The sequence below is a fragment of the Catelliglobosispora koreensis DSM 44566 genome, from assembly GCF_000379685.1.
GTDB lineage: Bacteria > Actinomycetota > Actinomycetes > Mycobacteriales > Micromonosporaceae > Catelliglobosispora > Catelliglobosispora koreensis.
Genome location: NZ_KB903261.1, coordinates 276,616 through 301,720, shown reverse-complemented (window position 1 = coordinate 301,720; position 25,105 = coordinate 276,616). Strand labels below are relative to the sequence as shown.

Here is a 25,105-nt window from a genome sequence, read left to right as displayed (position 1 = left end):
GTAGGCCAACGTCCTGAACGTGGCCGACGACCAGTCAGTGCCTGTGTGTTCGTTATGACCAGGGAACTTTCGGCGCGATAGCCCAACGGATCGCGAGGATCCGCTTGCTGGCGGCGTGCTCAGAGAACGTGTGGATGCAGGCACGCACAGGTCCAAGATGGACGAGCAGACGCTGGACGCCATCTGTCGAGCGGCTACAAAGGCACTTCGCCACCAGAAGGCCGCTCAGCGCTTCACAGGGCCACGGAGCGACCGGGCTACCTCAACCCGAACTTCGTGCCCCACAAGCGATCTCAGGCCGTCACACGAGGCCAACGAGGGTCGGCTCCAGAAGCACGGTAAGCGGGGCCTGGCGCCAATCGAGGTAGAAGCGTCGCAGGCAGCGTCATGGACACAGGCCGAGTTTTGCTTACGTTGTGAGCTGCGGCTTCGCCTGACTTCAACCAGTCGGCGGGCGAGCATGAGCGATTCGCCGACGTTCGTGGCCTCGAATGAGCCGCCGTGCGCCAAAGGTCGAACGCCCACCGCAGCGTCTCACCAAACGTCTGCAGTGGAGCCACCAACAGCACGACGCAACTCGAGCATCAAGCGTCCAAAGACGAGCTAAGCACAACGCCCTCCAAATCGACCCCCAGCGAACAAGCTTCAACGGGCCAGCGGCTCAACGCGGCGCTTCAACGGGCCAGCGGCTCAACGCGGCGCTTCAACGGGCCAGCGGCTCAACGCGGCGCTTCAACGGGCCAGCGGCTTACCTTCGTCGGGGCCTTATCTGCGCCAGGGCCGCAACCGACCGACCGGCGAACTCGGCAGGCAAGCCGCTGAGACAGCAGGCCGTACCCACACGCCAGACACGCCCCCGCCCACAAAGCCAGAGATGGTCAACGCGAGAAACACACTCAGCAAGCGAGACCAGCAAACCGGGAGCGTCTGAACCGACAGCACCAACCGGGCGCCATGTGACAGTGCCGAGCACACAGCCTGTGGATAACTCCCGCCCCAACGTCCGTGGCCGTAGCCAACCACGACAGCTACCCGGACCCGTGCACACAAATGCCCAGCTCACCACGACTCTCAGGCCAAGTGTGAGCGCCGCCACACCCCGGCCAACACAGCCATGCTGCCGACTCCAACCAAGGCAAAAGGCGAGGCTCATCCACAGCCGCTGGCACCTTATCCACACCCTCCAAGCGTGCGGAGAGCATTGTCCACAACACGCCCTGTGGACGACGAGCGTCGCCCGTTTCACGTGAAACGCGGACCCCACAACGGCAGCGGGTGAAAGAACTACCAGCTCACAACGCACGAACTGTAAAACCGACGCCAAACAGCAACCTCGGACTTCAGGTTCACTTAAGCAAGACCAGCGCTCTACCCACAGAGTTATCCACAGGCGCCCGACGGTCATGTTTCACGTGAAACGGGCAGTACCGCCGCAGTAAACCGCTGGCCACCAAGCCAAACAACATGTGTGTTCTTCCGCAGGCACCCGCCGGTCGGCAAATCGGTTACGGCTATCCACAAAGTTATCCACAGGGGGTACCGGCTATGTTCACAGCCCCTTGGGGTGGACTAGATTCTGCTGGTGGCTGACTCCTCAACTCCCCCCGCCCCCGAGTTGCCGGCCTTTACGGCTTGGCCATCTTTCCCCTTCGAAGGCGACCTAAAGATCAAGGCTCTAGAGCCACCGGTCGAGACTGAGCCACCCCGCAAAGGTGAAGACGTTGCCGAATGTGCGGCATGCCAGGCACCCGATTCCGACTACGTTTGGGTCAATGAGCGCTGGCGTGTGCGTTCCCTCGACAAGCCGACCGGCTTGCCTATGGTGCTGCTGCTGGAGCCGCGCTCGCATTTGGACCTAGGCGACCTGCCAAACCTGCTCGCTGCTGAGCTAGGCGTCATGACTGTCCGCGTGGAGCGCGCGATGCGTTCGCTCGACAACGTCGCACGTGTGCACGTCTACCGCTGGGGTGACGGTGCCGCGCACCTGCACCTGTGGTTCATGGCGCGCCCCAAGGGGCAGCTTCAGCTTCGTGGCACGTTCCTGCCGATGTGGGATGACATCATGCCGCCGATCCCTGAGGCGCAGTGGAAGGAAGACTTGAGCATGATCGCTGCCTGGCTCGCTGAGTTTGGTGGCGACGCGATAGCCCAGCCACCCAAAATCGAATGGCAAGCGCCGTCGAAACTGTCTGACGACTAGACGCGCACCGCGGCACGCCGCACGATCTGGGCGAGCACCTCGCCCAGATCGAGGCCGGCGGCTTGAATAGCCATTGGCAGCAGCGAGGTCTCGGTCAATCCGGGTGAGACGTTGACTTCCAGCACCGTGCAGTCACCATCTGGTGTGACGATGAGGTCTACTCGGGACAGATCGCGCAAACCCAGCGCCTCGTGCGCGGCGAGCGCAACCTTAAGAACATCTGAAGTCACTGACGGCGACAGCCGGGCGGGCGAATGCCACGTGGTAAGACCGGCTGTGTAACGCGCGGCGTAGTCGTAGATCCCGTTGCTCGGGACTATTTCCACAGGTGGCAACGTGACTGGGCCGTCTCCCGTGTCCAGGATGGACACCGCGATGTCCACACCTTCGGCGTACCGCTCGATTAATGCTGTTTGGTCATAAGCGAAGCAGCCCACCATGGCGGCCGGGAGCTCGGAGGCGTCCTTGACCACCGTGGCACCGAGGCCGGAGCCGCCTTGAGCAGGCTTAACCATGAGCGGCAAGCCCAGGCGGCGGACGATGCGGTCGAGGACGGCGATGGCGCCGAGCTCAGAGAACCTGTCATGTGGCAAGGCGACCCAGTCTGGCGTCGAGATGCCGGCTTCACGCAAAACGGCTTTGGCGGAGGGCTTATCCCACGCGAGCCGCGACGCGCGCGCGTCAGCTCCGACGTAGGGAACGTCGCATAACTCCAGCACACCACGTAGCGAACCGTCTTCGCCCTCGGCACCATGCATCGCGATGAACACAGCTTCCGGCGGATCGGCCGATAGCGAGGGCAGCAAGCTGACGTCAGCGTCGCGCATTTCAGCTTCGACACCAGCGCCGAGAAGGGCATCGGTGACTCTGCGGCCAGACCGCAGCGACACGTCCCGCTCGTAAGACAATCCCCCGGCAAGAACGAGAACGTTCACAACTCTCCATTGAAGACGGCGCGCATCGCGGCTTCCTGCTCGATCACACCGGCGAGCCGGCGCACTCCTTCGCGAATGCGTTCTGGAGTGGGATACGAGAAATTCAACCGCATGTTCTGCCGGCCGGTGCCATCAGCATAGAAGCCATTGCCAGGAACGTAAGCGACGCGGCCAGCGATCGCCCGCGGCACCATGTCCTTCGCGTCCAGGCCGTCCGGCAGCGTCGCCCAAACAAACAGACCACCCTTCGGGTGGGTCCAAGACATGCCGTCGGGCATCAGGTCCGCCAGAGCGCTCAGCATCGCGTCGCGTCTTTCCGCATAAATCTGCTGGTACGCCTTGAGCTGTTCCCGCCACGGCATCGTGCTCAGATAAGCCGTGATGACCGACTGCGCGAAGTTGGACGGGCACAGGATGTTGGCCTCGGTCGTCATCACGAGTTTGTCGCGCACCGCGTGCGGAGCAAGGATCCAGCCGACCCGCAGTCCAGGGGCGAAGGTCTTGGAGAACGTGCTGAGGTAGAAAACTCCTTCGCGGCGGCGGGCGCGCAAAGGCAGCGGAGCCTCGCCGTCGAAGCTGAGCCGACCGTAGGGGTCGTCCTCGATCACGAGCAGGCCGGCCCGCTCGCAGATGTCTAAGACCTGCTCACGACGTGAGTCGGTCAGTGTCACGCCGGCGGGGTTCTGGTACGTCGGGATGGTGTAGAGGAATTTCACCCGCTTGCCCAAGCGCTGCTGCTCCAGCAGAGCGTCGGAAAGCGCGGCCGGGATGAGGCCGTCTTCGTCCATGGGCACGTGCACGACCTGAGCCTGCGCGGCTTGGAACACGCCGAGGGCGCCAACGTAGGTCGGGCCTTCAGCGAGCACGACGTCGCCTGGGTCGAGGAACAGCCGGGCGACGAGGTCGAGGGCTTGCTGACCGCCCACGGTCACGACGACGTCGTCGGGAGAAGCTCCCATGCCCACGTCGATGCCGACGTCAGCCATCAGCTCGCAGATGCGCTCGCGGAGCTCAGGCATGCCTTGACCCAGCCCGTACTGCAACGCGGAGGCGCCCTGGGAGGCGACGAGTTCACCGATCATGCTGCCGACGGTGTCGAGGGGCAGCGCGGAGATGTATGGCATCCCTCCGGCGAGTGACACGACTTCTGGGCGGTTGGCGACGGCGAACAGTGCCCGGATCTCGGATGCGGTCATTCCGCTCACGCGGTGCGCATAGCGATCCGTGTAGTCGTCGAGTGTCGTGCCACCGGTCATGCCAGCTCCCAACAAAGCCGTGAGGTTCTCGATCCTATCGGTTATCAAGGAGTAGAGTCAGTGAGTTGGGTCGCGCGCTGAAGGGGGTCGCTTTTGTCGCGCCGCATGGTGAACCTGACCTTGGACACCCTGGAGGATCTGCCCCGGGGCTGCCGTAGTTGTGTCTTCTGGGAGCTTGACCCCGTCTCCGCTGAGCGGGCCTGTGCTTCCGGTGACACCGGGTTCGAGAAAGAAGCATGGGTTTCGCAGACCCTACTGGAGTGGGGCTCGTGCGGCAAAATCGCTTACGTTGACGGCATGCCGGCTGGTTTCGTGCTTTATGCGCCGCCGAGTTATGTCCCACGGGGCAACGCCTTCCCGACGTCGCCCGTCTCCCCCGATGCCGTCCAGCTGATGACGGCTCACGTGGTGGCAAGCTTCTCCGGTGGCGGCCTAGGACGCATGCTGATTCAGAGCGTGGCCCGGGATCTGACGAAGCGTGGAATTCGGGCGATCGAGGCCTTTGGTGACGCCAAGTTCGGCGATCACTCAGAGGATGACGACAAGCATCAGCAGACGATGTGCCTGGCTCCGGCTGACTTCTTCTTGGCGGTGGGGTTCAAGACGGTCCGGCCACATCCCCGGTTCCCGCGGTTACGGATGGATCTGCGGACAGCCTTGTCGTGGAAGTCCGATGTGGAATACGCGCTGGAGAAGCTGCTCGGCTCGATGACGCCCGAAGGTTTACTCAGGCCGGCCCGGCCAGCGACGCGATCACTGGGATAGGGCGAGCCGGATCGCGCTGACGTCGATCATGCCGGTCTTGACGTCCATTTCGGACGGGAAATACATCCGCTGGACCGCCGCGATGATCGACTCGACGACCCGTTCACGGAACATGGGGTCGATGAGACGTTTGCGGTCGACGGGCGAGGTTAAGTAACCGATGTCGACCCGGACGGCGGGCATCCTCGTGTAGCGCAGCAGGTCCCAGGTCTTGGCATGAACGTGGCAGTTGCGCATGCCGGTGCGCGCGACGATCTCCCGCAACACGAGCCCGGCGAGCTGCTCCCCCATCGTTGAGGTCACGCCGTTGTCCGTGCCGTAGTGGTAGGCGGCGACACCTTCGGCCAGCGAGTTGGCGTGTCCGTCCACATGCAACGAGATGAGCAGGTCGGCCTGAAGGTCGTTGGCGAGCTGGGCTCGGTCCAGATCAGATGGTGCTTCGGTGGCCAGTGGCCCACGGGTCAAGTGCACCCGCATCCCCGCCGCGGCGAGCCGGCCCTCCAGGCGGGAAGCCAAGTCGAACGCGATGTCAGACTCGGTCCACCGCAACGGCCCATCGGGAACGACGACGCCAAGGTCGTTGCCGCCGTGACCCGGGTCGATGACGATGAGCCGCCCGACGAGCGACGGGCCAGATTGGCGGAACAGTTGTTCCTCGCGGAGTTTCTGGGGCGATCCGCCGGTGACTTTGCGTCCCAGGCGCCGCAGCGCGGCCAGCGTGTGCGGACCGCACCCACCGTCGGGGTAAAGGCCCACTTCGCGCTGGAAGGCACTGACGGCACGGGCCGTGCGGGCACCGTAGATGCCGTCGTGGCGGCCCACGTCGTATCCCATCTCCAGCAGTCGTTCCTGCAGCTGGCGAACGTCGTCGCCGTGGAGCGGATTGTTGACACTGAAGTCGAGAGTGCGGGCGCCGAGGGTCCAGCGAGCGGCATCAAGGGCCCGCCAGGTTTCATCGCCGACGGAGCCGTCGACGGAAAGTCCACGCTGTTGCTGAAAGACCCTGACGGAACGCTCGACAGACTCGTCAAACAGATCGTCTGCCGATGACGAGAGCAGGCCAAGGGTGACCAAGATCGATCGGATCTCGGTGACGGCGGGGCCCTGCTCACCGCGACGGATCGAACGCACCGCTGACCTCCAGGGTGGGGAAACCACACAAATGCCACAGGAGCCTACCGTGCCGAAGGCACCAGTGGGCCCCACAAGAAGGCCGCGCCGGCACCGGAGCGCCGCGCGGCCAATCGCAGAGTGCGCGAGTTACAGGGCTGCCTCGATGAGACGCACGATGTCCGCCTTTGGTTTCGCGCCCGCCACCGACTGCACCGGCCTGCCTTGCTTGAAAATGGTCAGGGTCGGCACCGACATGACGCGATAAGCGCGGGCGGTTTCCGGGTTGGCGTCGATGTCGAGCTTCACCACGGTGACTCTGTCTGCCATCTCGTTGGCGATCTCTTCAAGGACTGGGGCGACCTTGCGGCACGGTCCGCACCATTCAGCCCAGAAGTCAACGAGAACGAGCTTGTCTGACTGCAAAACGTCGCTGACGAATGAATCGTCAGTAACTGCCTTCGCAGCTCCCATGAGGTGCCTCCTCTTTCAGTGGGCGAGAAAACGTTCGGCGTCAAGCGCCGCGGCGCAACCGGTTCCGGCTGCCGTGATCGCTTGGCGATAGGTGTGATCAACAAGGTCGCCGGCAGCGAAAACACCGGTGATGTTGGTCGCGGTCGACGGGGCCGAAACCTTGATGTAACCGTCGGCGTCCATGTCAACCTGGCCACGGAAAAGTTCACTGCGGGGGTCGTGGCCAATGGCGACGAAGACACCCGTCACATCGAGCACGGATGTTTCCTCTGTCTTCAGGTTACGCACACGTACCCCGGAGACCTTGCCATCAGTGCCGAGGATCTCCTCCACCACGCTGTTCCAGGCGACGGAGATCTTCGGGTTGGACAGAGCCCGCTCGGCCATGATCTTGCTGGCCCGGAACTCCTCGCGCCGGTGAATGATCGTCACACTCTCGGCGAACTTCGTCAGGAAGGTCGCTTCCTCCATGGCAGAGTCGCCGCCGCCCACGACGACAATGTTGTGCCCACGGAAGAAGAAGCCGTCACAGGTCGCACACGAGGACACGCCATGTCCCAGCAGTTCGTCCTCGCCCGGCACGTTGAGGTGTCGCCAGGCCGAGCCGGTGGTGAGGATGACGGCACGTGCACGGTATTCCGTCTCGCCGACCCAGACGCTCTTTACCGGACCGTCTAGCGCGACGCGGCTGGCGTTGTCGGTGATGTAAACAGCCCCGAAACGCTCAGCCTGCTTGCGCATCTGGTCCATGAGTTCCGGCCCCATGATCCCGTCGGGGAAGCCGGGGAAGTTTTCGACTTCGGTGGTCGTCATCAGCGCACCGCCGGACTCCACACCTTCAATAACCAGGGGCTTGAGGTTGGCCCGGGCAGCGTAAACCGCGGCGGTGTAGCCCGCCGGGCCGGAGCCGATAATGATCAGGTCTCGGACGTCTTCCACGTTAGGTCCTTCTCAGATGGATTCAGCGCCCTGTCGCAGGCTGAAACGTCATCGTACGGAGCCTAGATTCCACTTAAGCGCCAGCCGTGCGTCAGCTCACTTAAGTGGCGTGCGGAAGAGCTCGTGCGCACCGTTAATGCCACAGCTGGGACCCGCGACGAACACCCATCGCTGCGCGCCCGACGTGATGGAGATCACGAGAGCGGGCTGTCCCTCAAACGAGGCGTAATCGACAAGAGTAACCACTCCTGGAATCACCTTGGCGACTTCAGCCAGGCAGGCCTTCAGGTTGACCGGGCTCGCTGACGCGGCACTGCCGAACGTGCGCGGCACATTCAGCTTTTCCCCACCGGAGCGCTGCGGCTCAACCGCCGGAGCGACTGGCTGCTGTGTCACGGTTTGCCGGCTGTAGTCGCGTCCACTTGAGACGGTCGGCGGTGTGCCCGCACTGTCTTCGGCGGCGCCTGGGGCCGAGGTGTCGACCGCTTTTTCCGCCGTCATGTTGCCGCCGCTGTCTTGCTGTGGCAGCAGTCCAGTTTGGAACACGAAGAACCCGGCCGCCGCGACCGCCATCGCGGCGACGGGCACTGTCCACTTGCGCCAACTCGTGCGGCGAGCAGCGGAGCTGGAACGTTGCACGCGACGCTCGGCCAGGGGGTCCCTCGCCGGTGATGGCTTGGGCGCCATGGCCGGTGAGGCGAAAAGATCGTCAAAGCGAGCCGCGATATCGGCTGGCATGCTTTCGGAGTACCCACTGAGGTGTTGAAGATCTTCGGAAACCGCACCAAGCGCGGCCGTAAGCTCGTCGGCTGCCGCACGCCAGGCTGGTGAGGTGGCGATCAGTGCGCCGACCCGTTCCGCTTCCGGGGTGCCCTCGAGCGCGCCGCCGACGTAGTCAGCGAGCAGTTCGTGGTCCACAGGCGCGCTCACAGGTGTCCTCCCGATGGTGATTTCCCAGGTGGGACGGAGCTGGAGGAGTCTGGGTTGCGTAGGTGGCCCAAAAGTGTTGCAAGTCTCGCCCGTCCGCGCGAGCAACGGCTCTTAATGGTCCCCTCGGCGACGCCGAGCATCCCGGCCACTTCGGCGACCGAGTGCCCTTCAAGGTCCACGAGCACGAGCGATACGCGCTGGTCGTAGGGCAGCTGCTGGAGTGCCTGGCGGACGGTCATGGTGGTGTCGTGGTCGGTGGCGGGCGCGGCTGGCTCGCGGTAGTCATCGGTGTCAGAACCCGGCAGCGGAACGGTCTTCTGCGCTTGCCGGCGTCGTAGGCGGTCGACACACGCGTTGACGACGATGCGGTGCAGCCAGGTCGTGACGGCTGATTCGCCCCGGAAGCGGGCAGCCGCCCGGTGCGCGGACAGCATCGCCTCCTGCAGTGCGTCGGCCGCGTCTTCCCGGTCGCCGGTGGTGCGCAGCGCGACCGCCCACAGCCTGTCGCGGTGCCGGCGGAACAGCTCGGCAAACGCCTGCGGCTCCCCTGCGGCGTGGGCTAGCAGGAGATCTGAGTCGCTGCGTTCCTCCGGCGTCGTGGTCACTGCACCTCGACCGAGATCTCCTGAACAGATATCCGGTAGGGGTGCTCTGAAGCCTGGTCGGCAAGGGGCAGCTCGGTGAACCAGATCAGCAGGTACTGCGTCTCGATGCCGGCCGGGAAGACGACCGTGGTGCCGGTCGACGTCTGCACGTTGCCGAGGCGCTCATAGCTGGTGACGATCGCGGTGTCTCCGGCCGAGTTGGCTTCGCCAGACACGTGGCCGGTTCGCAGTTCCACGGCCGCTCCGCCGAGGGCGAGCTGAAGCTTCACGCTGGCCACGTTGACGGGCTTGTCGAGGCTGATCAAGATGCCCATGCCGTCTTTGGAACCACCGAAGTTGGCCTTGGTGTAGCCGTTGGTCTTCCAGGTGGTCTTGATGTCGCCGTCGATGACGTTCTCGGCGTTCTTGGTTTCCTGCCGGTCGCCCTTGGGATCGACGATGCGGATTTGCGCAGGAGTCAGCTTGAGCGTTTCGGTCTGGCCCTTGATGCTCGGAGTGGCCGAAATGGACGCTGGCGGGTTCTGCGGATCGGCCTTGGCGTTGAGCGCCTTCACTCCGAGCACGAGACCCGTGATGACCAGGGCCAGCGCCGTGCCGCCGATCGCGACGAGTCGCGGTGTCGGCGTGCGGGAAGGCTCAGCGGTGGTGCCTTCGTCAGCGAAACCGAGCGTCCCGCCAGACCCGAAGAAGCCTTGCTCACCCAGATCCAGCCGGGCTAGCTCAGCTGACAGCACAGCCGCTGTCGGCAAGGACAGCTCAAGGTTGAGCAAGTCCATGATCAGATCGTCGAGATAGGACGGCACTCCAGCGCGCACCTGACGAGGCGCGGCAAGGGTTCCGGCCGCGTCACGGCGGCCATCGGGCAATGCCGACGGGGCACGCCCGCCTTCCCAGGGCCAGTGGCCGGTCAGCATGAAGTAACCACAGGCGCCCAGCGCGCGTACGTCGCTTTCCGGGCTGGTGCTGGCATCGACCCGGGCGTCGGTAAGGACGATCCGGCCATCGTTGCCGACGAGAATGGTGCCTGGGTGGATGTTGCCGTGCGCCATGCCGCTGGCGTGCAGGGCACTGAGCGCCGAGGCGACCGCGTGCAGCACCGACGTGGTGCGGTCGGGGTCGAGCGGCTCTTCTTCGGTGACCATGTCACGTAAGGCGGATCCTTCGATCCACTCACGGACCACGAAAGCGCGGAAGCCCTCGTCGATCGCGTCGTAAACACCGATGAGGTTCGAATGGCTTACCCGGCTAGCCGTCACGGCGGCAGAGAGCATCTCTTCCGCGGCGTCGCCCCCCGGAGCACGCATCACGACAGCGACCGGCCTGCGCAGCACGACATCAACTCCACGCCAGACTTGCCGTCCAGCGCTGTCATCGTTGATGTGCCGCTCCAGCCGGTAGCGCTCAGCGAGCAGATCTCCCGCAGCCGTAACAGGCGCGGGACCGTCGCCGACCTGGGTCACCCATCCTCCCTAAGGTGCAAGTCGCGTTTCGGGCATGGCAAAGCTCTGCCGATGACTGACCTTACCTGCCTTAGGCGAATTCGCGAGAACTCATCCGCCTTACGGAAGCGTTCTGGATACTAAACAACGTGGTTGATGTAGAAGCGATCCGAGCGGGTTACACGTTTTCCGGGCCCGCGCTTGATCTTGGCGCCCTCGTCGTCGATGGCAAGGCTGACCCCGAAACCCCCATCAAGATCCCGCTCTCGCTGATAAACCGGCATGGCCTGGTCGCGGGAGCCACCGGTACCGGCAAGACCAAAACCTTGCAGGTCATGGCCGAACAGCTGGCCGCCCAAGGGGTGCCGGTGTTCCTGGCTGACATCAAAGGCGACGTCGCTGGCATGTCCCAGCCCGGTGAGCAGAACGCCAAAATCACCGAGCGCATGGGTGAGATGGGCCAGAAGTGGACCCCGACCGCCTACTACTGCGAGTTCCTGACACTCGGCGGCAAAGGAATAGGTGTCCCGGTTCGGGCGTCGGTCACCGACTTCGGCCCGCTGCTGCTGTCCAAAGTGCTCGATCTCAGCGACGTCCAGCAGTCCTCGCTCAACCTGGTCTTCCACTTCGCTGACCAGAAAGGACTCCCGCTAGTCGACCTCAACGACCTGCGGGCGGTCATCAACTACCTCGTGTCAGACGAAGGAAAAGAGGAACTCAAGACGATCGGCGGGCTGTCCAAGCAGACCGCTGGCGTCCTGTTGCGCAACCTCATCGCCTTCTCCGACGCGGGGGCCGACGCGTTCTTCGGCGAACCCGAGTTCGACATCAACGACATGCTGCGTACGACCGGGGATGGCAAAGGCGTCGTCACGTTGCTTGAGCTGCCAGAGGTCGTGCAGCAGCCAGCCTTGTTCTCCTCATTTCTCATGTGGATGCTCGCCGAGCTGTTCCAGAGCCTGCCTGAGGTGGGTGACCTGGACAAACCAAAGCTGGTGTTCTTCTTCGACGAAGCTCACCTGCTATTCAAGGACGCCTCGAAGCAGTTCCTGGAGTCGATCACGCAGACCGTCCGCCTCATCCGCTCCAAAGGCGTCGGTGTGTTCTTCGTTACGCAGACCCCGAAGGACGTTCACCCCGACGTGCTGGCTCAGCTCGGTAACCGCGTCCAGCACGCTCTGCGCGCGTTCACTCCCGATGACGCGAAAGCCTTGAAGGCGACCGCTTCAACCTTCCCGCACTCGGACTATGACTTGGAGAAGGTGCTCACCCAGCTCGGCACGGGCGAAGCCATCATCACGGTGCTGAATGAGAAGGGCTCCCCGACTCCCGTCGCGTGGACACGTCTGCGCGCTCCCGAGTCGATGATGGCCGCGATCGAGCCCAACGTCATGGCCGCCATGGTCGGTGGGTCCTACCTCTATCCCAAGTATTCGGAGAAAGTGGACCGCGAGTCCGCCTACGAGATGCTGGCGAGCCGGGTGCAGCAGCAAGCCGAAGCACAAGCGCAGGCGGAGCCGCAGCCTAAAGCCGCGCCGCAACGGCGTACCTCGGCCAAAGCCGAGAAGGGCCTCGCGGAACAGATTCTCGGCTCAAGCACGACCAAGAGCATTCTCACCGCGTCGGCGACTCAACTGATCCGGTCGGTGTTCGGCACCCGCAAGCGTTAGCGCCCGATCTTGCGGCGGATCAATCCAAAGACATCTTCAATCTCGCGGGTACGCAGTAAGCGCGCCACGATGAGGTAAACGCCACCGATCACGGCACCGCCGACGATCACGAGCACGAAAGCCATGCCCTTGCCGAGGGTCCCGTCCGGGGTCAGCAGCTTCATCGCGCCGATGCCGGCCGCCGCGGCGGCAAGTGAAGCGACGAGGACCTTGATCCCGGTCGTGGTGATGCTCTTGAGCCCGATGCGGCCAATGCGCCGGCGCAGCAACATGCCGGACAGCAGCGCCGCGAGCACAAAGGACACTCCATTGCCGACCATCATGCCCATCGCCGTGGCGGAGATCGCGAACGTGGCGAACCAGGCCAGCTGAACGGACAGCCGCAGCGCCACCACCGGCAGGTTGATCAGCGCCGGGGTCTTGGTGTCCTGTAGGGAGTAATAGGTGAAGTTGAACAGCTGGCTCACCGACATCGGCACGAGTGTCAGGCCGGCGACCATGAGCACGTTCTGGCTGGCCTCAGAGTTCTCGGGGGTGAAGGCGAAGCCTTGGAACAACGCGACCGAGATGGGTAAAGCGAGCACGGTGTAGATGACCGCGATCGGCGCGAGGAGCACCGTGACCATGCGGATGCCCTGGCTCAAATCATTGGCGATCTCCCCGGCGCGGCCGTCGATGGCTGCCGCCGACATGCGCGGAAGAAGTGCCGTGATCACGGAAACCGCGACGATGCCGTGCGCCATCATCAGCAGCAAGAACACGTTGTTGTAGATCATCGGTCCGGCGTCGCCGTCGCCGCCGCGGTTGAGCAGGTTGACCAGCATTATCAAGGCGAGCTGGTTGACGATGACGTAGCAGAACATCCAGCCACCGACGGTGCCAAGCTCACGCAAGCCCAGCTGGCGGAAGTCGGTGCGCCACTTGAACCGGAAGCCGGTCTTTCGCAGGGCGGGCAAGAGACCGAACGCCTGCGTCAGGATGCCGAGCAGGAATCCGCCGCCGAGGACCAGAATCCGCCCTGGGGTCATGTCCTCCGGATCGATCTGGCCGGTCCCGAACGTGACCATGTAGAAGATGCCGGTCGCGATGACCACGATGTTGTTGAGGATCGGCGTCCACATAGGAGCGGCGAAGCTGTGCCGCGCGTTGAGGATCGCCCCACAGAGCCCCGACAGACCGTAGAAGAAGATCGTCGGGAGCATCAGATAGGACAGCATCGTGATCACGTGCTTGGAGGCATCGCTCGCTTCACTGGCGTAGGCGAACGCCAGGAGCGGCGCGCAAATGACCGCCAGCAACGTTGTGATCCCGAGCACGATGAAGCTCAGCGTCAGCAGGCGCTGCGTGTAGGACTCGCCTTTGTCCGCGTCCTTCTTGCGTGCCTTGACCAGCATTGGGACGAGAACGCTGGACATGATCCCGCCGACGAGCAGCTCATAGATCATCCCGGGGAAGAACTGTGCTGTCGTGTAAGCGTTGCCGACGAGCGAGCCACCGAGGGCCATCGCCATTACGGCTGTCCTGATGAACCCTGTGCCCCGGCTCACGAGCGAACCGACCGCCATGATCGCCGAGTTGCGTGCCGCGCCGGAGCCTTCGGGCTCGGGATCTGACTCGGGCACCGGCACCGGCACCGAAGCTGGTTCCGTGGCTTCCACGACGGGAAGCAGCGCGGTCGGTTCGGTCAGGTGCTCTGCCGAGTGCCGAGGGCGATGCTCGGGGGGATTCATGCCCTGCACATTAGTGCAGTTAACCCAACGGCGGATCGGCCATCGTGGCCGGTAGCCTTGATTTCCGATGTCACGCCTATCCGAAGCCCAGCGCAACGCTGTCGCCGAACTCCTGCGGGTTTCCCCTGTCGCCGACGAGCTCGGCCGCCGTTTCGCCAAAGCCGGTCACGAGCTGCACCTCGTTGGTGGCTCTGTCCGCGATGCCCTCCTCGGGAGGCTCGGTGACGATCTTGACTTCTGCACCGACGCCCACCCGGAACAAACCCTCGCCATCATCAAAGGCTGGGCCGAAGCGACCTGGGAGACCGGCCGTGATTTCGGGACGATCGGGTTCCAGAAACATGGCCTGCGCCTAGAGGTCACGACCTATCGAGCCGAGGCCTACGACGGCGGGAGCCGCAACCCGACGGTCCGCTACGGGATCTCGCTGCACGACGACCTGCTACGGCGTGATTTCACGATCAATGCGATGGCCGTCAGTCTGCCTGGACACCAGTTCACCGACCCGTTCGGCGGCTTGGAAGATCTGGCGGCACGAGTCATTCGGACCCCTGGGCCACCGGCGATGTCCTTCGGCGACGATCCGCTGCGCATGCTGCGCGCCGCGCGCTTCGCCGCCCAGCTGGAGTTCGTTCCCGGCCTCGATGTCCTCAAGGCCATGAGCGAGATGTCTGGCGACCTGAGCCGCATCACGGCCGAGCGGATCCGCGACGAGTTCAGCAAACTCATGCTCGGCACTGATCCCGTGACCGGGCTTCGCCTGCTTGCCGACACGGGCCTGGCCGACATCTTCCTGCCTGAGCTGACCGGCCTGCGACTGGAGATCGACGAGCACGCCCAGCACAAAGACGTCTACGAGCACACGCTCAAGGTGGTCAGCAACGCGGTCGCCTATGACACCGCTGACGGTGGTCCCGACCTGATCCTGCGGCTGGCCGCCTTGCTGCACGACATCGGCAAGCCGGCCACGAAAGCGGTTGGCCGCGACGGTGGGGTCAGCTTCCATCACCACGAACTGGTCGGGGCGCGGATGGCCAAAGCCCGGCTCAAGGAACTGAAATACCCCAAGGACATCATCGGCCCAGTAACCAAGCTGGTCGCGCTGCACCTTCGCTTCTACGGCTACGGCCGGGGCGAGTGGACCGACTCGGCCGTCCGGCGCTACGTGACCGATGCCGAAGATCAGCTCTCCCGGCTGCACAAGCTGACGCGATCGGACTGCACGACGCGCAACAAGCGCAAAGCCGCCGCGCTCGCGGCCGACTATGACGCGCTTGAGGAACGGATCGTTCGGATCGCCGCTGAAGAAGACCTGGCCCGGGTGCGGCCCGACCTTGACGGCAACGCGATCATGGAACTGCTCGGGATCCCGCCTGGGCCGATCGTCGGCAAGGCGTGGGCACATCTGAAGGAACTGCGCCTGGAACGGGGACCGCTGTCACGGGAGGACGCCGAAGCCGAGCTCAAGGCGTGGGCAGCGAGCCAGGGACTATGACGTCGTGACCGGGGCCGCTTCCGTGCGGCTGCGGATATAGGCGTACCAAGCCGAAAGCGCCATGAATCCCAACGCGACAGACAACAGCCCCGCGACAGACTTGCCGTTGGCGGGGAAGGTCGTCGCGGCGACGAACAGCCCGCACACGAAGAACATGTTGAAAGCGGTGTCGTTGATGCTGAAGATCCGCCCACGGTAGGTGTCTTCGCACTCGTGCTGAATCGTCGCGTCCACAATGATCTTCATGCTCTGAGACGCCACGTTGATCAGGAATGCCGCGGCCACGAGCGGGATCTTCGCGAAGGGCAGCCCGCAGACGAGCACGACCAAGCCAACCGCGAACACGAGCCCCGTTAGCCAGCGCCCAGGGCCGAAACGGCGAACCGCGGGCGGGGTGACGACGGCGGCCAATGCGGCTCCAGCAGCTCCGGCGATGACCACGATGCCAAGGTCACCGAGCGATTGCGCGGCGCTGGCGTTGTGCCCGAAGTACTGGCTGAAAAGCAATAGTGTCGCGAGCGTGAGCACGCCATAAAGGCCGCGGTAGAGCGCCTGCAACGTCATGGCCCGCAGGGCTTTGCGCTTTCCGTAAAGATGCTTGCCCCCGGCCACCATGCCCTGAGCGACCTCGACGACAGCCCGGGAAAGCTTGCCGGTGTGCTTTTCGTGCTCCAGTGGACCTAGCTCTTCGCGGCGAAACATCGTCCAGGCCAGCACGCCAGCGGCGGCGTAGCCGACCGCACCGCCAGCCGAGATCAGTCCGTAGCCGTGTTCTCCGGCGCCAATGAGATTCAAGCCCACGATGGCGGTGGAGCTAAACAAGCCGATCGAATAGCAAACGGTGCCAAGCGTCGCGGCAAGAGCGTTCGCTGGAACCAGTTTTTCATCGGCCACCACGCGAGGAAGCGCTGCGGAGTAACCGGCTAGAACGAACCGGTTGATCGCGATAACCATGAGTGCACTGACCGCGAACCACAGGTCGTGTGATCCGTGCCATAACAAGATCGCGACCGGGATGACGAAGAAAGCCCGGGCAAGGTTGGCCACCGACAAGGAAGCCCGGCGATCCCAGCGGTCCAGAAGCACCCCAACATAGGGGCCAAGAATCGAATAAGGCAGCAACAGGACGGCAAAGCCCATCGCTATCTCAACAGGGCTCGTCTTCTGGTTGGGATTGAACAGAATCGAGCCCGCAAGCCCCGCCTGAAAGAACCCATCGGCGAGCTGACTGCTTAACCGCACCGCGAGGAGCCGCCGGAACCCTGAACTGGCAAGGATCGCCCTGGAACCGGGGGTGGCTGAGATCACGGTCTGCGGCACGACCCCACCTTACGTGGCAAAGGTGGGGTCGTGCCCGTTCGCTTACTCCGTCGGCTTAGGTGCGGTAACCCGCGAGAGCAATGCGGGAAGGTCGATCCCTGTGAGATCGGTGCCCAGCTGAAGTCCCTGAGCGACGTTGTTCGCCACCGACTTGGTCAGCGAGCTGGCGCCATCGGTGGAGATCACGGTCAGCTTGTCGATGTTGCGCATCGGCTCAGAGGCGGCGGCCACCACCTGAGGCAGCATCCGGACCAGCAAGTCGAGCACCGCGGCCTCGTTGAACTGGGCGAAGGCTTCCGCCTTGCGCTGCAGCGCCTCGGCTTCGGCCTGTCCCTTGGCGAGGATCGCCGTGGCTTCGGCCTGGCCTTCACGCTCCAGGGCGTCAGCGATCGCGGTCCTGCGGCGCTGCTCCGCTTCACCTTCCTTGGCACCTTCGATGGCATTGGCCTCGGCGAGTGCCGCACGGCGGGCCCGCTCACCTTCACCGGTCAGCTTGGCCTGCTCAGCGTTGGCCTGTGCGGCCGCGATTGTCGCCTGACGGCGAGCGTCGGCTTCCAGGATCGCCGCGTTACGGGCGGCTTCGGCTTCCTGCTCCACTTTGTACCGTGCGGCGTCGGCGGGCTTGCGGACTTCGGTGTCGAGCTGACGTTCCTTAAGCTCGGCGTTGCGTTCCGCCACGCGCTGCTGCTCGGTCAGAATCGCTTGCTGCCGTTCGGCTTCGGCGAGCGGACCAGACGCCGCTGACCGTGCCTTGGCCGCGTCGATCTCAGCCTGGATCTCGGCCTGCTTGAGGGCGAGTGCCCGCTGGGCGACCGCGATGGCTTCCTCCGCCAGCAACCGCTCCTGCTCGGCGGCCTGACGAGCCCGCGCTTCGGCGATCGAGGCGTCCTTAAGCACGCGAGCGGCTTCCGGGCGTCCGAGGTCCTGGAGGTAGGAACCCTCGGCGACGATGTCCTGCAGCTGGAAGGTGTCGAGTACCAGACCCTGGTTGGTCATCGAGTGCTCGGCTTCCTCGGCGACATTGCTCGCGAAGGCGGCCCGGTCCCGGATGATCTCCTCGATGGTCAGGCGGCCCACGATCGAGCGCAGTGAACCCGCGAGCACCTCGCGCGTGAACTCCTCGATTTCAGCCTGCTGGTGCAGGAATCGCTGAGCCGCGGCGCGGATGGCGTCCTCGGTGCCGCCGACTTTGACGATGGCCACCCCTTGCAGATTGGCCCTGATGCCCTGCTTGCTGACCGCCCCCGTGATCTCCACGTGGATCCGGCGGCTGGACAGATCCATAACTTGCATCTTCTGCACGACGGGCAGAACGAAGACAGACGCTCCCATGACGACCTTCTGGCCGGAGTTGTCATGTGAACGGACGCCGTCAGCGGATTCGATCCGCTTTCCCTTGCGGCCGGTGACGATGAAGGCCTCGTTGGGACCGGCCACCTTGATGCGTGATACGACGAAAAGGCTTAGGAGCAGGACGAATAGGGCGCCCCCCGCCCCCGCGATGATGAGGGGTGACAAAGTTTCATTCCTCCGTGACTAGAACGCTGGTCTCGCTAAGCGCTTGGGTGACAACCACCGCGGCGCCGAGAGCAATGGGATTGGACGCCCGGGCGTACAGCTTCATTGGCTGCCCACCCACCCGGACCCGGACTTCGCCGAAGCCACCGGCCGGGATCGGGGTGACCACAACGCCTCGCGCACCGGCCAGGTCGGCCGCCGTCGGTGTGGCGTCGGTCGGCATTTCGCTCATGCGCGTCATGAACCGGGTCGCCAGCAACGCCGCCGGGACGGCGACGATGATGCCGATGCCAGCCGCGCCAAAGGCGCCAATCGAAGCGCCGAACAATTCATTAGCCGCGGCCGCGCTAAAGCCGAATCCACCGAAGAAAGCCGCGATGGCTTCGACAGAGAAAAGGCCGTCACCGATATCGAACAAGCTCCCGCCGAACATCGCCAACGCGGCGATGATGATGGCGAAGGCGCCGATGCTGAGAAAGATGATCGTGGCGAGGGTCACGCCCCGACACGGTAGACGGGCCTGGCAAGTGCCCGCTAGTCCACGATCCAGCCGATGAGCTTAATCACGCCCACTCCGGCCATCGCTGTGACCAGCACAAGCGCGATGATCGTGAACAGACATGGCCAGGTGACGCCATGGGAGGGTGGCGGTGGGCGGTAGTCGCCACCCCATCGGGTCGGCGGCCCGGAGCGCTGGGCCTCATCGGCCAGCTGGATCAGCCGTTCGGAAACCTCGCTCGACAGGCCGGTCGGGTCACCCGTGAAATGCAGTAGCCGCAGCCTTTGCCAGGGATCCGGGTTGGCCTTGGCATAAGCCGCTAGTTCATCAGCACGCACGTCCTCGGTCAGGAAGCCCCATCGTCCTGCCTCAACCGGGTTGCCCGTCTGCCGGTACACGCCAGCTAGGAGCGATCTGATTTCAAGATCGTCCGGCAGCGTGGCAAGCAGCGTTCGCAACCTCTGTATCGCCACATGGGTATGTCCTGCGGCAAGGTCCGCGCGTACCCGGGCTAGAACGTCCGCTTTCGCCACGTGACGATCCTCAATGAGGAGTGAGCGGAAGTAAACCCATCATTCACATTATTAGCGCAAGAATCCATCCACGATTGTGTAGACGCCTAGAAGCGAAAGTCCACAAACGACGGCTGCGACGGCGAGGCGTCCCCAGCTGAGCCGGATCGAGATGCGCGGCCGCACCGTTGCGGCTGATTTTGGTTCAGTGAGGGGCAATGCCGCAAGGCGATCGCGCACCCAGTCTGTCGGGGCGAGTGCGCCGTCCGGCCAGCGAAGGGCGGCACGGCGGCTCGCGAGGGGGAAGGCCCTTTCAAACGCGGCGAGTTCTGCCTCGTCGGCGCTTTCGTCTAAATAGGACCAGCGGCCCGCTTCCACCAGGTCGCCGGTCTGCCTATAGATCTCGGCCAGCTGACGGCGTAGATCCAAATCGTTGGGGTGAGCGGCGATGAGGCTATGTAACCGCTGCTTTGCCGGGTGTGTATGACCTTTGGCCAGGTCATAGGCCACCCGATCCATCAAATTCGACTTAGCCATGAAAACACTATGCCCTGGATCGATTGATCAGATCCAGGGCATAGTGACATTCCGTGTTCAGCGATCAACGTTTCCAGTGATGAAAGCCTCGACCGCCTCGTGAGCGTCGTGATCGGAATACTGCACCGGCGGCGACTTCATGAAGTAGCTGGATGCGGAGAGTAACGGACCGCCCACTTTCCGGTCGAGTGCGATCTTCGCGGCCCGCACGGCGTCGATGATGACACCGGCTGAGTTGGGTGAGTCCCACACTTCCAGCTTCAGTTCCGCGTTAAGTGGAACATCACCGAAAGCACGGCCTTCCAAGCGAATGTAAGCCCACTTGCGGTCGTCGAGCCACGGCACGTGGTCAGACGGTCCGATGTGGACATCGCCCTTGGCGACCTCGTGCGGAATCTGCGAAGTCACCGACTGGGTCTTCGAGATCTTCTTGGACTGCAGGCGCTTGCGCTCCAGCATGTTCATGAAGTCCATGTTTCCGCCGAAGTTGAGCTGGTAGGTGCGCAGCAGTTCGACACCACGGTCTTCGAACAGCTTGGCCAGCGCCCGGTGGATGATCGTGGCGCCGACCTGGCTCTTGATGTCGTCACCAACGATCGGCAGATTGGCGTCGGTGAACTTCTGTGCCCACACCGGGTCTGAGGCGATGAAAACGGGAAGCGCGTTGACGAAGGCACAGCCAGCGTCGATCGCGGCCTGGGCGTAGAACTTGGCGGCGTCCTCCGAGCCCACCGGCAGGTACGCGACGACCACATCGGCCCTAGCGTCCTTGAGCACCTTAACGACGTCGACCGGAGCCTCATCGGATTCTTCGATGATCTCGCTGTAGTACTGCCCCAGGCCGTCAAGCGTCGGTCCACGCTGGACAGTCACGCCCGCTGGCGGCACGTCACAGAGCTTGATGGTGTTGTTCTCGCTGGCGACGATGGCCTCGGCGAGATCACGGCCAACCTTCTTGGCGTCGACGTCGAACGCTGCTACGAACTCGACGTCGCGGACGTGATAACCGCCGAACTCAACGTGCATGAGTCCAGGCACGCGCTGGGACGGGTCGGCGCCGCGGTAGTACTCAACCCCTTGAACCAGGGACGAAGCACAGTTCCCAACGCCGACGATGGCGACACGGACGGAACCCATCGTGGGTGCCTCCTTTTTCTTCATGGCCGCCACGGGTTGTCCGCAGGCGGGTTCTGGCTGTTCTTCCGTTCGTTAGCGATCAGCTCTTCGAGCCAGCGGACTTCGCGGTCCGCCGCCTCTAGGCCGTGCTTCTGAAGTTCGAGGGTGTAGGCGTCGAGTCGTTCGGCCGCCCGGCCGAGCACGTCGCGGAACCCTTCACGGCGTTCCTCGATCTTGCGGCGGCGGCCTTCGAGGATCCGCAACCGGACTTCGACATCGGTGCGGGCAAAGAAGGCGAAATGAACACCGAAAGCGGCGTCTTCATAGGCTTCTGGGCCAACTTGCGCCAGAAGATCCTGAAAGCGCTCTTTGCCCTCGGCGGTAATTTTGTAGACCACGCGACCCCGGCGGCTCGTGAGCGGAGGAACGGCTTCGTCATCTGCCGGAGTTTCGCCAGCTTCAGCGATCCAGCCCGCGGTTTGAAGCCGGCGCAGAGTGGGGTAAAGCGAGCCGTAACTAATGGCCGCCCGAATGGTCCCGAGTTTGGTGCTGAGCTGTTTGCGCAGCTCATAGCCATGCATAGGCGACTCTTGCAGCAGTCCCAGAATGGCCAGGTCCAGCACGAGTCACCTCCTTCGTCTAGCGCGATGTATCGGCTCGATACATCGTTACGTTAGAACGCTGCGTTAGCTTCGCGCAATCCCCGCACGGAGCATGGCCTTGATCACGCTCAGTGACGGACATCGCGGTCTCCAGGCTGACCCGTTACCCTGCATGCATGCGTGTGACCCAGCCGCAGCACAAGTCGATCGACTACTCGCTTCAACGGCGAGCGCTGCTGCGTGAGGTCTATGCCGGGCGGGTAGGCACGTTTGAGGTCTGTGACGCCTCGCCCTATCTGCGAAGCGCCGCCCGGTTTCACGGTGAGACCACGGAGAAGCGGTGCCCTATCTGCCGGCGTGAGTTCGTGACGCACGTGCACTACATCTACGGTGATCAACTCAAGCACTCCGCTGGCCAGGCACGCAGGCGTGCTGAGCTGGCCGCTCTAGCAGATACGCTCGCTGAGTTCCAGGTGTTTGTGGTGGAAGTGTGTAGACGCTGCAACTGGAACCACCTGGTGGAGCAGTATCTTATGGGTAAATCAGTGGCCCCTGCCGCTGCTCCGCTTGATCTCCGCGAGGCCCCGCCGCGGCTGACGAATGCCCCGACCGGAACGGTGTGACAGATGACTTCGTACGGCGACCCCCACGCCGGCTCTGAATACGACGACGGCTATTACCAGCAGAACAACGCTGGCCGGGCCTCTGTCCCTCAGCAGGATGGCTATAGCTACTCCGGCGACGCTGGTTACTACGGCGACGACTATCAGAGCCAGAACAACGGGTATCAGAACAACGGGTATCAGAACAACGGCTACCAAGAGCCCAGCTACGAGAGCGCGGGTGGCGGCTACGTCACCTACCCGGCGCAAAATGGCTCGGGCTACGACGGCCGGGGCTTCGGCGAAGGCTATGAGGAATACCCCGACCAGGGTTATGGCGACAGCTACGTCTCGCAGCCCTATAGCCCTCCGGCGACGGGCCGGGCGAGTGTCCCGACCGGGCGCGCGAGTGTTCCGATGTCATCGGGCCGGGGTCCGGCCTTGCTGGCTCCCCCGCCGTCCGGCGCGGGCCGTGCTTCGGTCCGGCCACCGGGCCTAGAAGGCGAAGAAGAGGGTGGCGAGCGCCGCCCTAAGAAGAGCAGCAAGCGCAAGCGGGCCAAGTGGCAGAAGTGGACCATCGCGGGAGTGGCCGTCTTCGTGTTGCTGGCCGGCGGTGGGCTGATCGGTGGCACCTACTTCTACGACCAGGTGCTGCCGCCAAACGCGCAGCTCCTCAAGAACAGCACCGAGGTCTTCGCGGCCGACGGCACCCAGCTCGCCAAACTCGGCACGGAGAACCGCACCGAGATCGCGATGTCCAAGCTCCCCAAGCAGATTCAGCAGGCGCTGGTCGCTGGCGAAGACAAGGGCTTCTGGGAGCACGACGGCATCGACCTGTGGGGCATTGGGCGTGCGGCGTGGAACAACCTCACCGGCGGTGAGACGCAGGGTGCTTCGACGATCACCCAGCAATACGCGCGTCAGGCGGCACAGGACCTCGACGTCACCTACGCCCGTAAGCTGCGTGAAGCCGTCATGGCCCGCAAGCTGGAAGACAAATACTCCAAGGAAGAGATCCTTGGCTTCTACCTCAACACCGTCTACTTCGGACGGGGCGCGCACGGGATTGGTGCCGCGGCGGAGGCGTACTTCAAGATCCCGCCAGACAAGATTGACACGTTGACGGTGTCGCAGGCGGCCGTCCTCGGAGCGATTCTCAAGCAGCCAGAAGGCAAGAACGGGTTCGACCCGCACTTCAATTTGGACAACTCGAAGGACCGCTGGAACTACGTCCTCGGGAACATGATTGAGAAGCAGTGGCTGACTGAGCAGGAACGCGCCGCCCTCAAGTATCCGGAGCCGGCTAACCCAGAGGCGCCGCAGCCTGGCGAACTCCAGAAATACAACGAATCCAACGCCGGTGGTGCCACGGGATACACCGACCGCGGAACGGGGTATGTGGTCAATTATGTGGCCGAGGAACTCGAAGCGCTGGGCGTCGTGAAGCTGCTCAAGGACAAGGGCATGGGCAACTGGAAGAACGCCGGCCTGAGGATCACCACCACGATCAACCCCGTGGCGCAGGCGGCGTTGGAGCGTCAGCTCAACCGGGGCATCCCTGAGTCCACCATCGCCAAGCAGCGGCCAAACATCATTGGCGCCGGTGTCTCGATCGACCCCAAGACCGGCCGCGTGCTCGCCTACTACGGCGGAACGAATAGTGGTGTTGAGGATGACTGGGCTGGAGCGGATCGCCCGCACCCGCCGGCTTCATCTTTCAAGATCTACACGTTGGCCGCGGCGATTGACGCCAACTACTCGATCCACTCGATGTGGGACCCGACTCCGCTGAAGAAGGGTGTCAACGGTTCCCAATTCGACCTGGGCAACGCCAACCGTGAGGGTGAGCTTGCCTGTCTCACCTACTGCACGCTGGAAGAGATGACGGTCAAGTCATACAACGTTCCGTTCTTCCAGATCGCCCAGAAGATCTCGCCCAAGCGGATCGTCGAAATGGCACAGAAGGCCGGCGTGCGCACGATGTGGGGCACGAACCCGTTCAAGCCACACGACTTGTCGAAAGACAAGATCGACGTGACTGACCCGTTCTTCTACCACGTGGGCTTCGGGCAGTACCCGATCACCGTGATGGATCACGCGACCGGAACGGCGACGCTGGCCAACCACGGCATCTACAACAAGCCGCACTTCGTCACGAAGGTCGAGCAGAAGGACCGCAAGACGGGTCAGTGGGTGCGCCTGAGCCAGGGTGACGAGAAGCTCGCGCCGCAGCAGACGATCAAGGCGACTGTGGCCGACGAGGTCACCTCGGTGCTGAAGAAGATCGCGCCGAAGCTGTCAAACGGAACCGACGCGGCCGGCAAGACCGGAACGTGGGAGAACGGCCTGAAGAAGGAAGACGGCAAGACCAGCGTGTACAAGGACACCAACGCACACGTGTGGTTCACCGGCTACACCAACGAAATGGCTACGGCGATCTGGTTCGGCAGTAACGACGAGAACAAAACGCCCATCAAGAAAGCGGGCACGGGCGACTTGCTCAAGGCTGGCAACATGGGTTCAGACTTCCCGAAGGATGTCTGGCGCCTGTACATGAACGACTACAACAAGGCGGCCGGAGTCAAGGTGTCGCGGCTGTCCAACGGCACCGGTGGTCAGCTCGGCAGCAAGGACATCGGCACGGGCGTTTCCCCGACGCCGGCTGCTCCAGACTGCATGTTCCCCGGCACGCCGCTTTGCCCGACCCAGAACCCAGGCGGTGGTGGTGGCCCAGGCGGTGGCGGTGGTCCCGGTGGAGGGGGTGGTGGCCGTGGTGGCGGAATCGTCATCCCGGAGCCGTCGCTTCCGCCATACAGACCGTAGATAGGTGAGGCAGATCAGCTTGGGGAGC

At 63.7% G+C, this 25,105-nt stretch carries 21 protein-coding genes and 1 pseudogene; 6 read left to right on the top strand and 16 right to left on the bottom strand.

Annotated elements, in window-relative coordinates:
- Positions 1–1,615: 1,615 nt before the first annotated feature.
- Positions 1,616–2,188 (top strand): annotated as a pseudogene (locus tag A3E1_RS41270) (hypothetical protein); the annotation flags it as partial.
- Positions 2,189–2,196: 8 nt separating this feature from the next.
- On the opposite strand, the gene A3E1_RS0120670 reads toward A3E1_RS41270, so the two are convergent.
- Together A3E1_RS0120670 and A3E1_RS41265 are read right to left on the bottom strand one after the other, a co-directional pair.
- Entirely contained in the window at positions 2,197–3,135 is a 939-nt protein-coding gene (locus tag A3E1_RS0120670) for a D-alanine--D-alanine ligase family protein (protein WP_020522704.1), read from the bottom strand.
- Positions 3,132–4,391, bottom strand: a complete 1,260-nt coding sequence (locus A3E1_RS41265) for an aminotransferase-like domain-containing protein (RefSeq protein ID WP_020522703.1) — start codon at positions 4,389–4,391, stop codon at positions 3,132–3,134. Before A3E1_RS41265 ends, A3E1_RS0120670 begins: the two co-directional genes overlap by 4 nt.
- A 93-nt stretch (positions 4,392–4,484) precedes the next feature.
- Here A3E1_RS41265 and A3E1_RS0120660 point away from each other — a divergent pair, with 93 nt between their 5' ends.
- The gene (locus A3E1_RS0120660) at positions 4,485–5,156 is read left to right on the top strand and encodes an N-acetyltransferase (protein ID WP_026208652.1); all 672 of its coding nucleotides are present in this window, start codon (positions 4,485–4,487) and stop codon (positions 5,154–5,156) included.
- Here the strand turns inward: A3E1_RS0120660 and A3E1_RS0120655 are convergent.
- The 6 genes from A3E1_RS0120655 to A3E1_RS41260 form a co-directional block, all read right to left on the bottom strand.
- Entirely contained in the window at positions 5,145–6,287 is a 1,143-nt protein-coding gene (locus A3E1_RS0120655; RefSeq protein ID WP_020522701.1) for an N-acetylmuramoyl-L-alanine amidase, read from the bottom strand. The genes A3E1_RS0120660 and A3E1_RS0120655 overlap by 12 nt on opposite strands.
- Positions 6,288–6,416: 129 nt before the next feature.
- Entirely contained in the window at positions 6,417–6,740 is a 324-nt protein-coding gene (trxA, locus tag A3E1_RS0120650) for a thioredoxin (protein WP_020522700.1), read from the bottom strand.
- Positions 6,741–6,755: 15 nt separating this feature from the next.
- On the bottom strand, positions 6,756–7,679 hold the full coding sequence (gene trxB / locus A3E1_RS0120645; RefSeq protein ID WP_020522699.1) for a thioredoxin-disulfide reductase: 924 nt from the start codon (positions 7,677–7,679) through the stop codon (positions 6,756–6,758).
- A 96-nt stretch (positions 7,680–7,775) separates the two neighbouring features.
- The gene (locus tag A3E1_RS0120640; RefSeq protein ID WP_020522698.1) at positions 7,776–8,609 is read right to left on the bottom strand and encodes a hypothetical protein; all 834 of its coding nucleotides are present in this window, start codon (positions 8,607–8,609) and stop codon (positions 7,776–7,778) included.
- Positions 8,606–9,214: an RNA polymerase sigma factor SigM gene (gene sigM, locus A3E1_RS0120635; protein ID WP_020522697.1), complete on the bottom strand. Its 609-nt coding sequence runs from the start codon at positions 9,212–9,214 to the stop codon at positions 8,606–8,608. The genes A3E1_RS0120640 and sigM overlap by 4 nt, the downstream gene beginning before the upstream one ends.
- Entirely contained in the window at positions 9,211–10,674 is a 1,464-nt protein-coding gene (locus tag A3E1_RS41260) for a protein kinase family protein (RefSeq protein ID WP_020522696.1), read from the bottom strand. Before A3E1_RS41260 ends, sigM begins: the two co-directional genes overlap by 4 nt.
- Positions 10,675–10,802: 128 nt before the next feature.
- Between A3E1_RS41260 and A3E1_RS0120625 the strand changes: the two genes are divergently transcribed.
- Positions 10,803–12,323, top strand: a complete 1,521-nt coding sequence (locus A3E1_RS0120625; protein WP_020522695.1) for a helicase HerA-like domain-containing protein — start codon at positions 10,803–10,805, stop codon at positions 12,321–12,323.
- Here the strand turns inward: A3E1_RS0120625 and murJ are convergent.
- A complete protein-coding gene (gene murJ / locus A3E1_RS0120620; protein ID WP_020522694.1) occupies positions 12,320–14,053 on the bottom strand; it encodes a murein biosynthesis integral membrane protein MurJ in 1,734 nt (577 codons plus the stop codon). The genes A3E1_RS0120625 and murJ overlap by 4 nt on opposite strands.
- A gap of 67 nt (positions 14,054–14,120) precedes the next feature.
- Between murJ and A3E1_RS0120615 the strand changes: the two genes are divergently transcribed.
- Complete coding sequence (locus A3E1_RS0120615) at positions 14,121–15,548, top strand: CCA tRNA nucleotidyltransferase (protein WP_020522693.1); 1,428 nt, start codon at positions 14,121–14,123, stop codon at positions 15,546–15,548.
- On the opposite strand, the gene A3E1_RS0120610 is transcribed toward A3E1_RS0120615, so the two are convergent.
- From A3E1_RS0120610 to A3E1_RS0120580, 7 genes are read right to left on the bottom strand one after another with little or no spacing between them, the layout of a single operon-like run.
- Positions 15,543–16,868, bottom strand: a complete 1,326-nt coding sequence (locus tag A3E1_RS0120610) for an MFS transporter (RefSeq protein ID WP_020522692.1) — start codon at positions 16,866–16,868, stop codon at positions 15,543–15,545. The two genes, A3E1_RS0120615 and A3E1_RS0120610, sit on opposite strands and share 6 nt — an antisense overlap.
- A gap of 42 nt (positions 16,869–16,910) precedes the next feature.
- The gene (locus A3E1_RS41255; protein ID WP_020522691.1) at positions 16,911–18,386 is read right to left on the bottom strand and encodes a flotillin family protein; all 1,476 of its coding nucleotides are present in this window, start codon (positions 18,384–18,386) and stop codon (positions 16,911–16,913) included.
- A 4-nt stretch (positions 18,387–18,390) separates the two neighbouring features.
- Positions 18,391–18,885 carry an NfeD family protein gene (locus tag A3E1_RS0120600; protein WP_020522690.1) on the bottom strand — a complete coding sequence of 165 codons (495 nt, stop codon included), beginning with the start codon at positions 18,883–18,885 and terminating at the stop codon, positions 18,391–18,393.
- Between the two features lie 35 nt (positions 18,886–18,920).
- Positions 18,921–19,418 carry a DUF6584 family protein gene (locus A3E1_RS44935; protein ID WP_157631640.1) on the bottom strand — a complete coding sequence of 166 codons (498 nt, stop codon included), beginning with the start codon at positions 19,416–19,418 and terminating at the stop codon, positions 18,921–18,923.
- Between the two features lie 51 nt (positions 19,419–19,469).
- Positions 19,470–19,934, bottom strand: a complete 465-nt coding sequence (locus A3E1_RS41245; protein ID WP_157631639.1) for a DUF6584 family protein — start codon at positions 19,932–19,934, stop codon at positions 19,470–19,472.
- 57 nt (positions 19,935–19,991) lie between these two features.
- Entirely contained in the window at positions 19,992–21,071 is a 1,080-nt protein-coding gene (locus tag A3E1_RS0120585) for an inositol-3-phosphate synthase (protein WP_026208650.1), read from the bottom strand.
- Positions 21,072–21,091: 20 nt separating this feature from the next.
- Positions 21,092–21,673: a PadR family transcriptional regulator gene (locus A3E1_RS0120580; RefSeq protein ID WP_020522686.1), complete on the bottom strand. Its 582-nt coding sequence runs from the start codon at positions 21,671–21,673 to the stop codon at positions 21,092–21,094.
- Positions 21,674–21,828: 155 nt separating this feature from the next.
- Between A3E1_RS0120580 and A3E1_RS0120575 the strand changes: the two genes are divergently transcribed.
- Together A3E1_RS0120575 and A3E1_RS41240 are read left to right on the top strand one after the other, a co-directional pair.
- The gene (locus A3E1_RS0120575; protein WP_020522685.1) at positions 21,829–22,275 is read left to right on the top strand and encodes a DUF5318 family protein; all 447 of its coding nucleotides are present in this window, start codon (positions 21,829–21,831) and stop codon (positions 22,273–22,275) included.
- Positions 22,276–22,278: 3 nt separating this feature from the next.
- On the top strand, positions 22,279–25,077 hold the full coding sequence (locus tag A3E1_RS41240; RefSeq protein WP_020522684.1) for a transglycosylase domain-containing protein: 2,799 nt from the start codon (positions 22,279–22,281) through the stop codon (positions 25,075–25,077).
- Positions 25,078–25,105 lie beyond the last annotated feature (28 nt).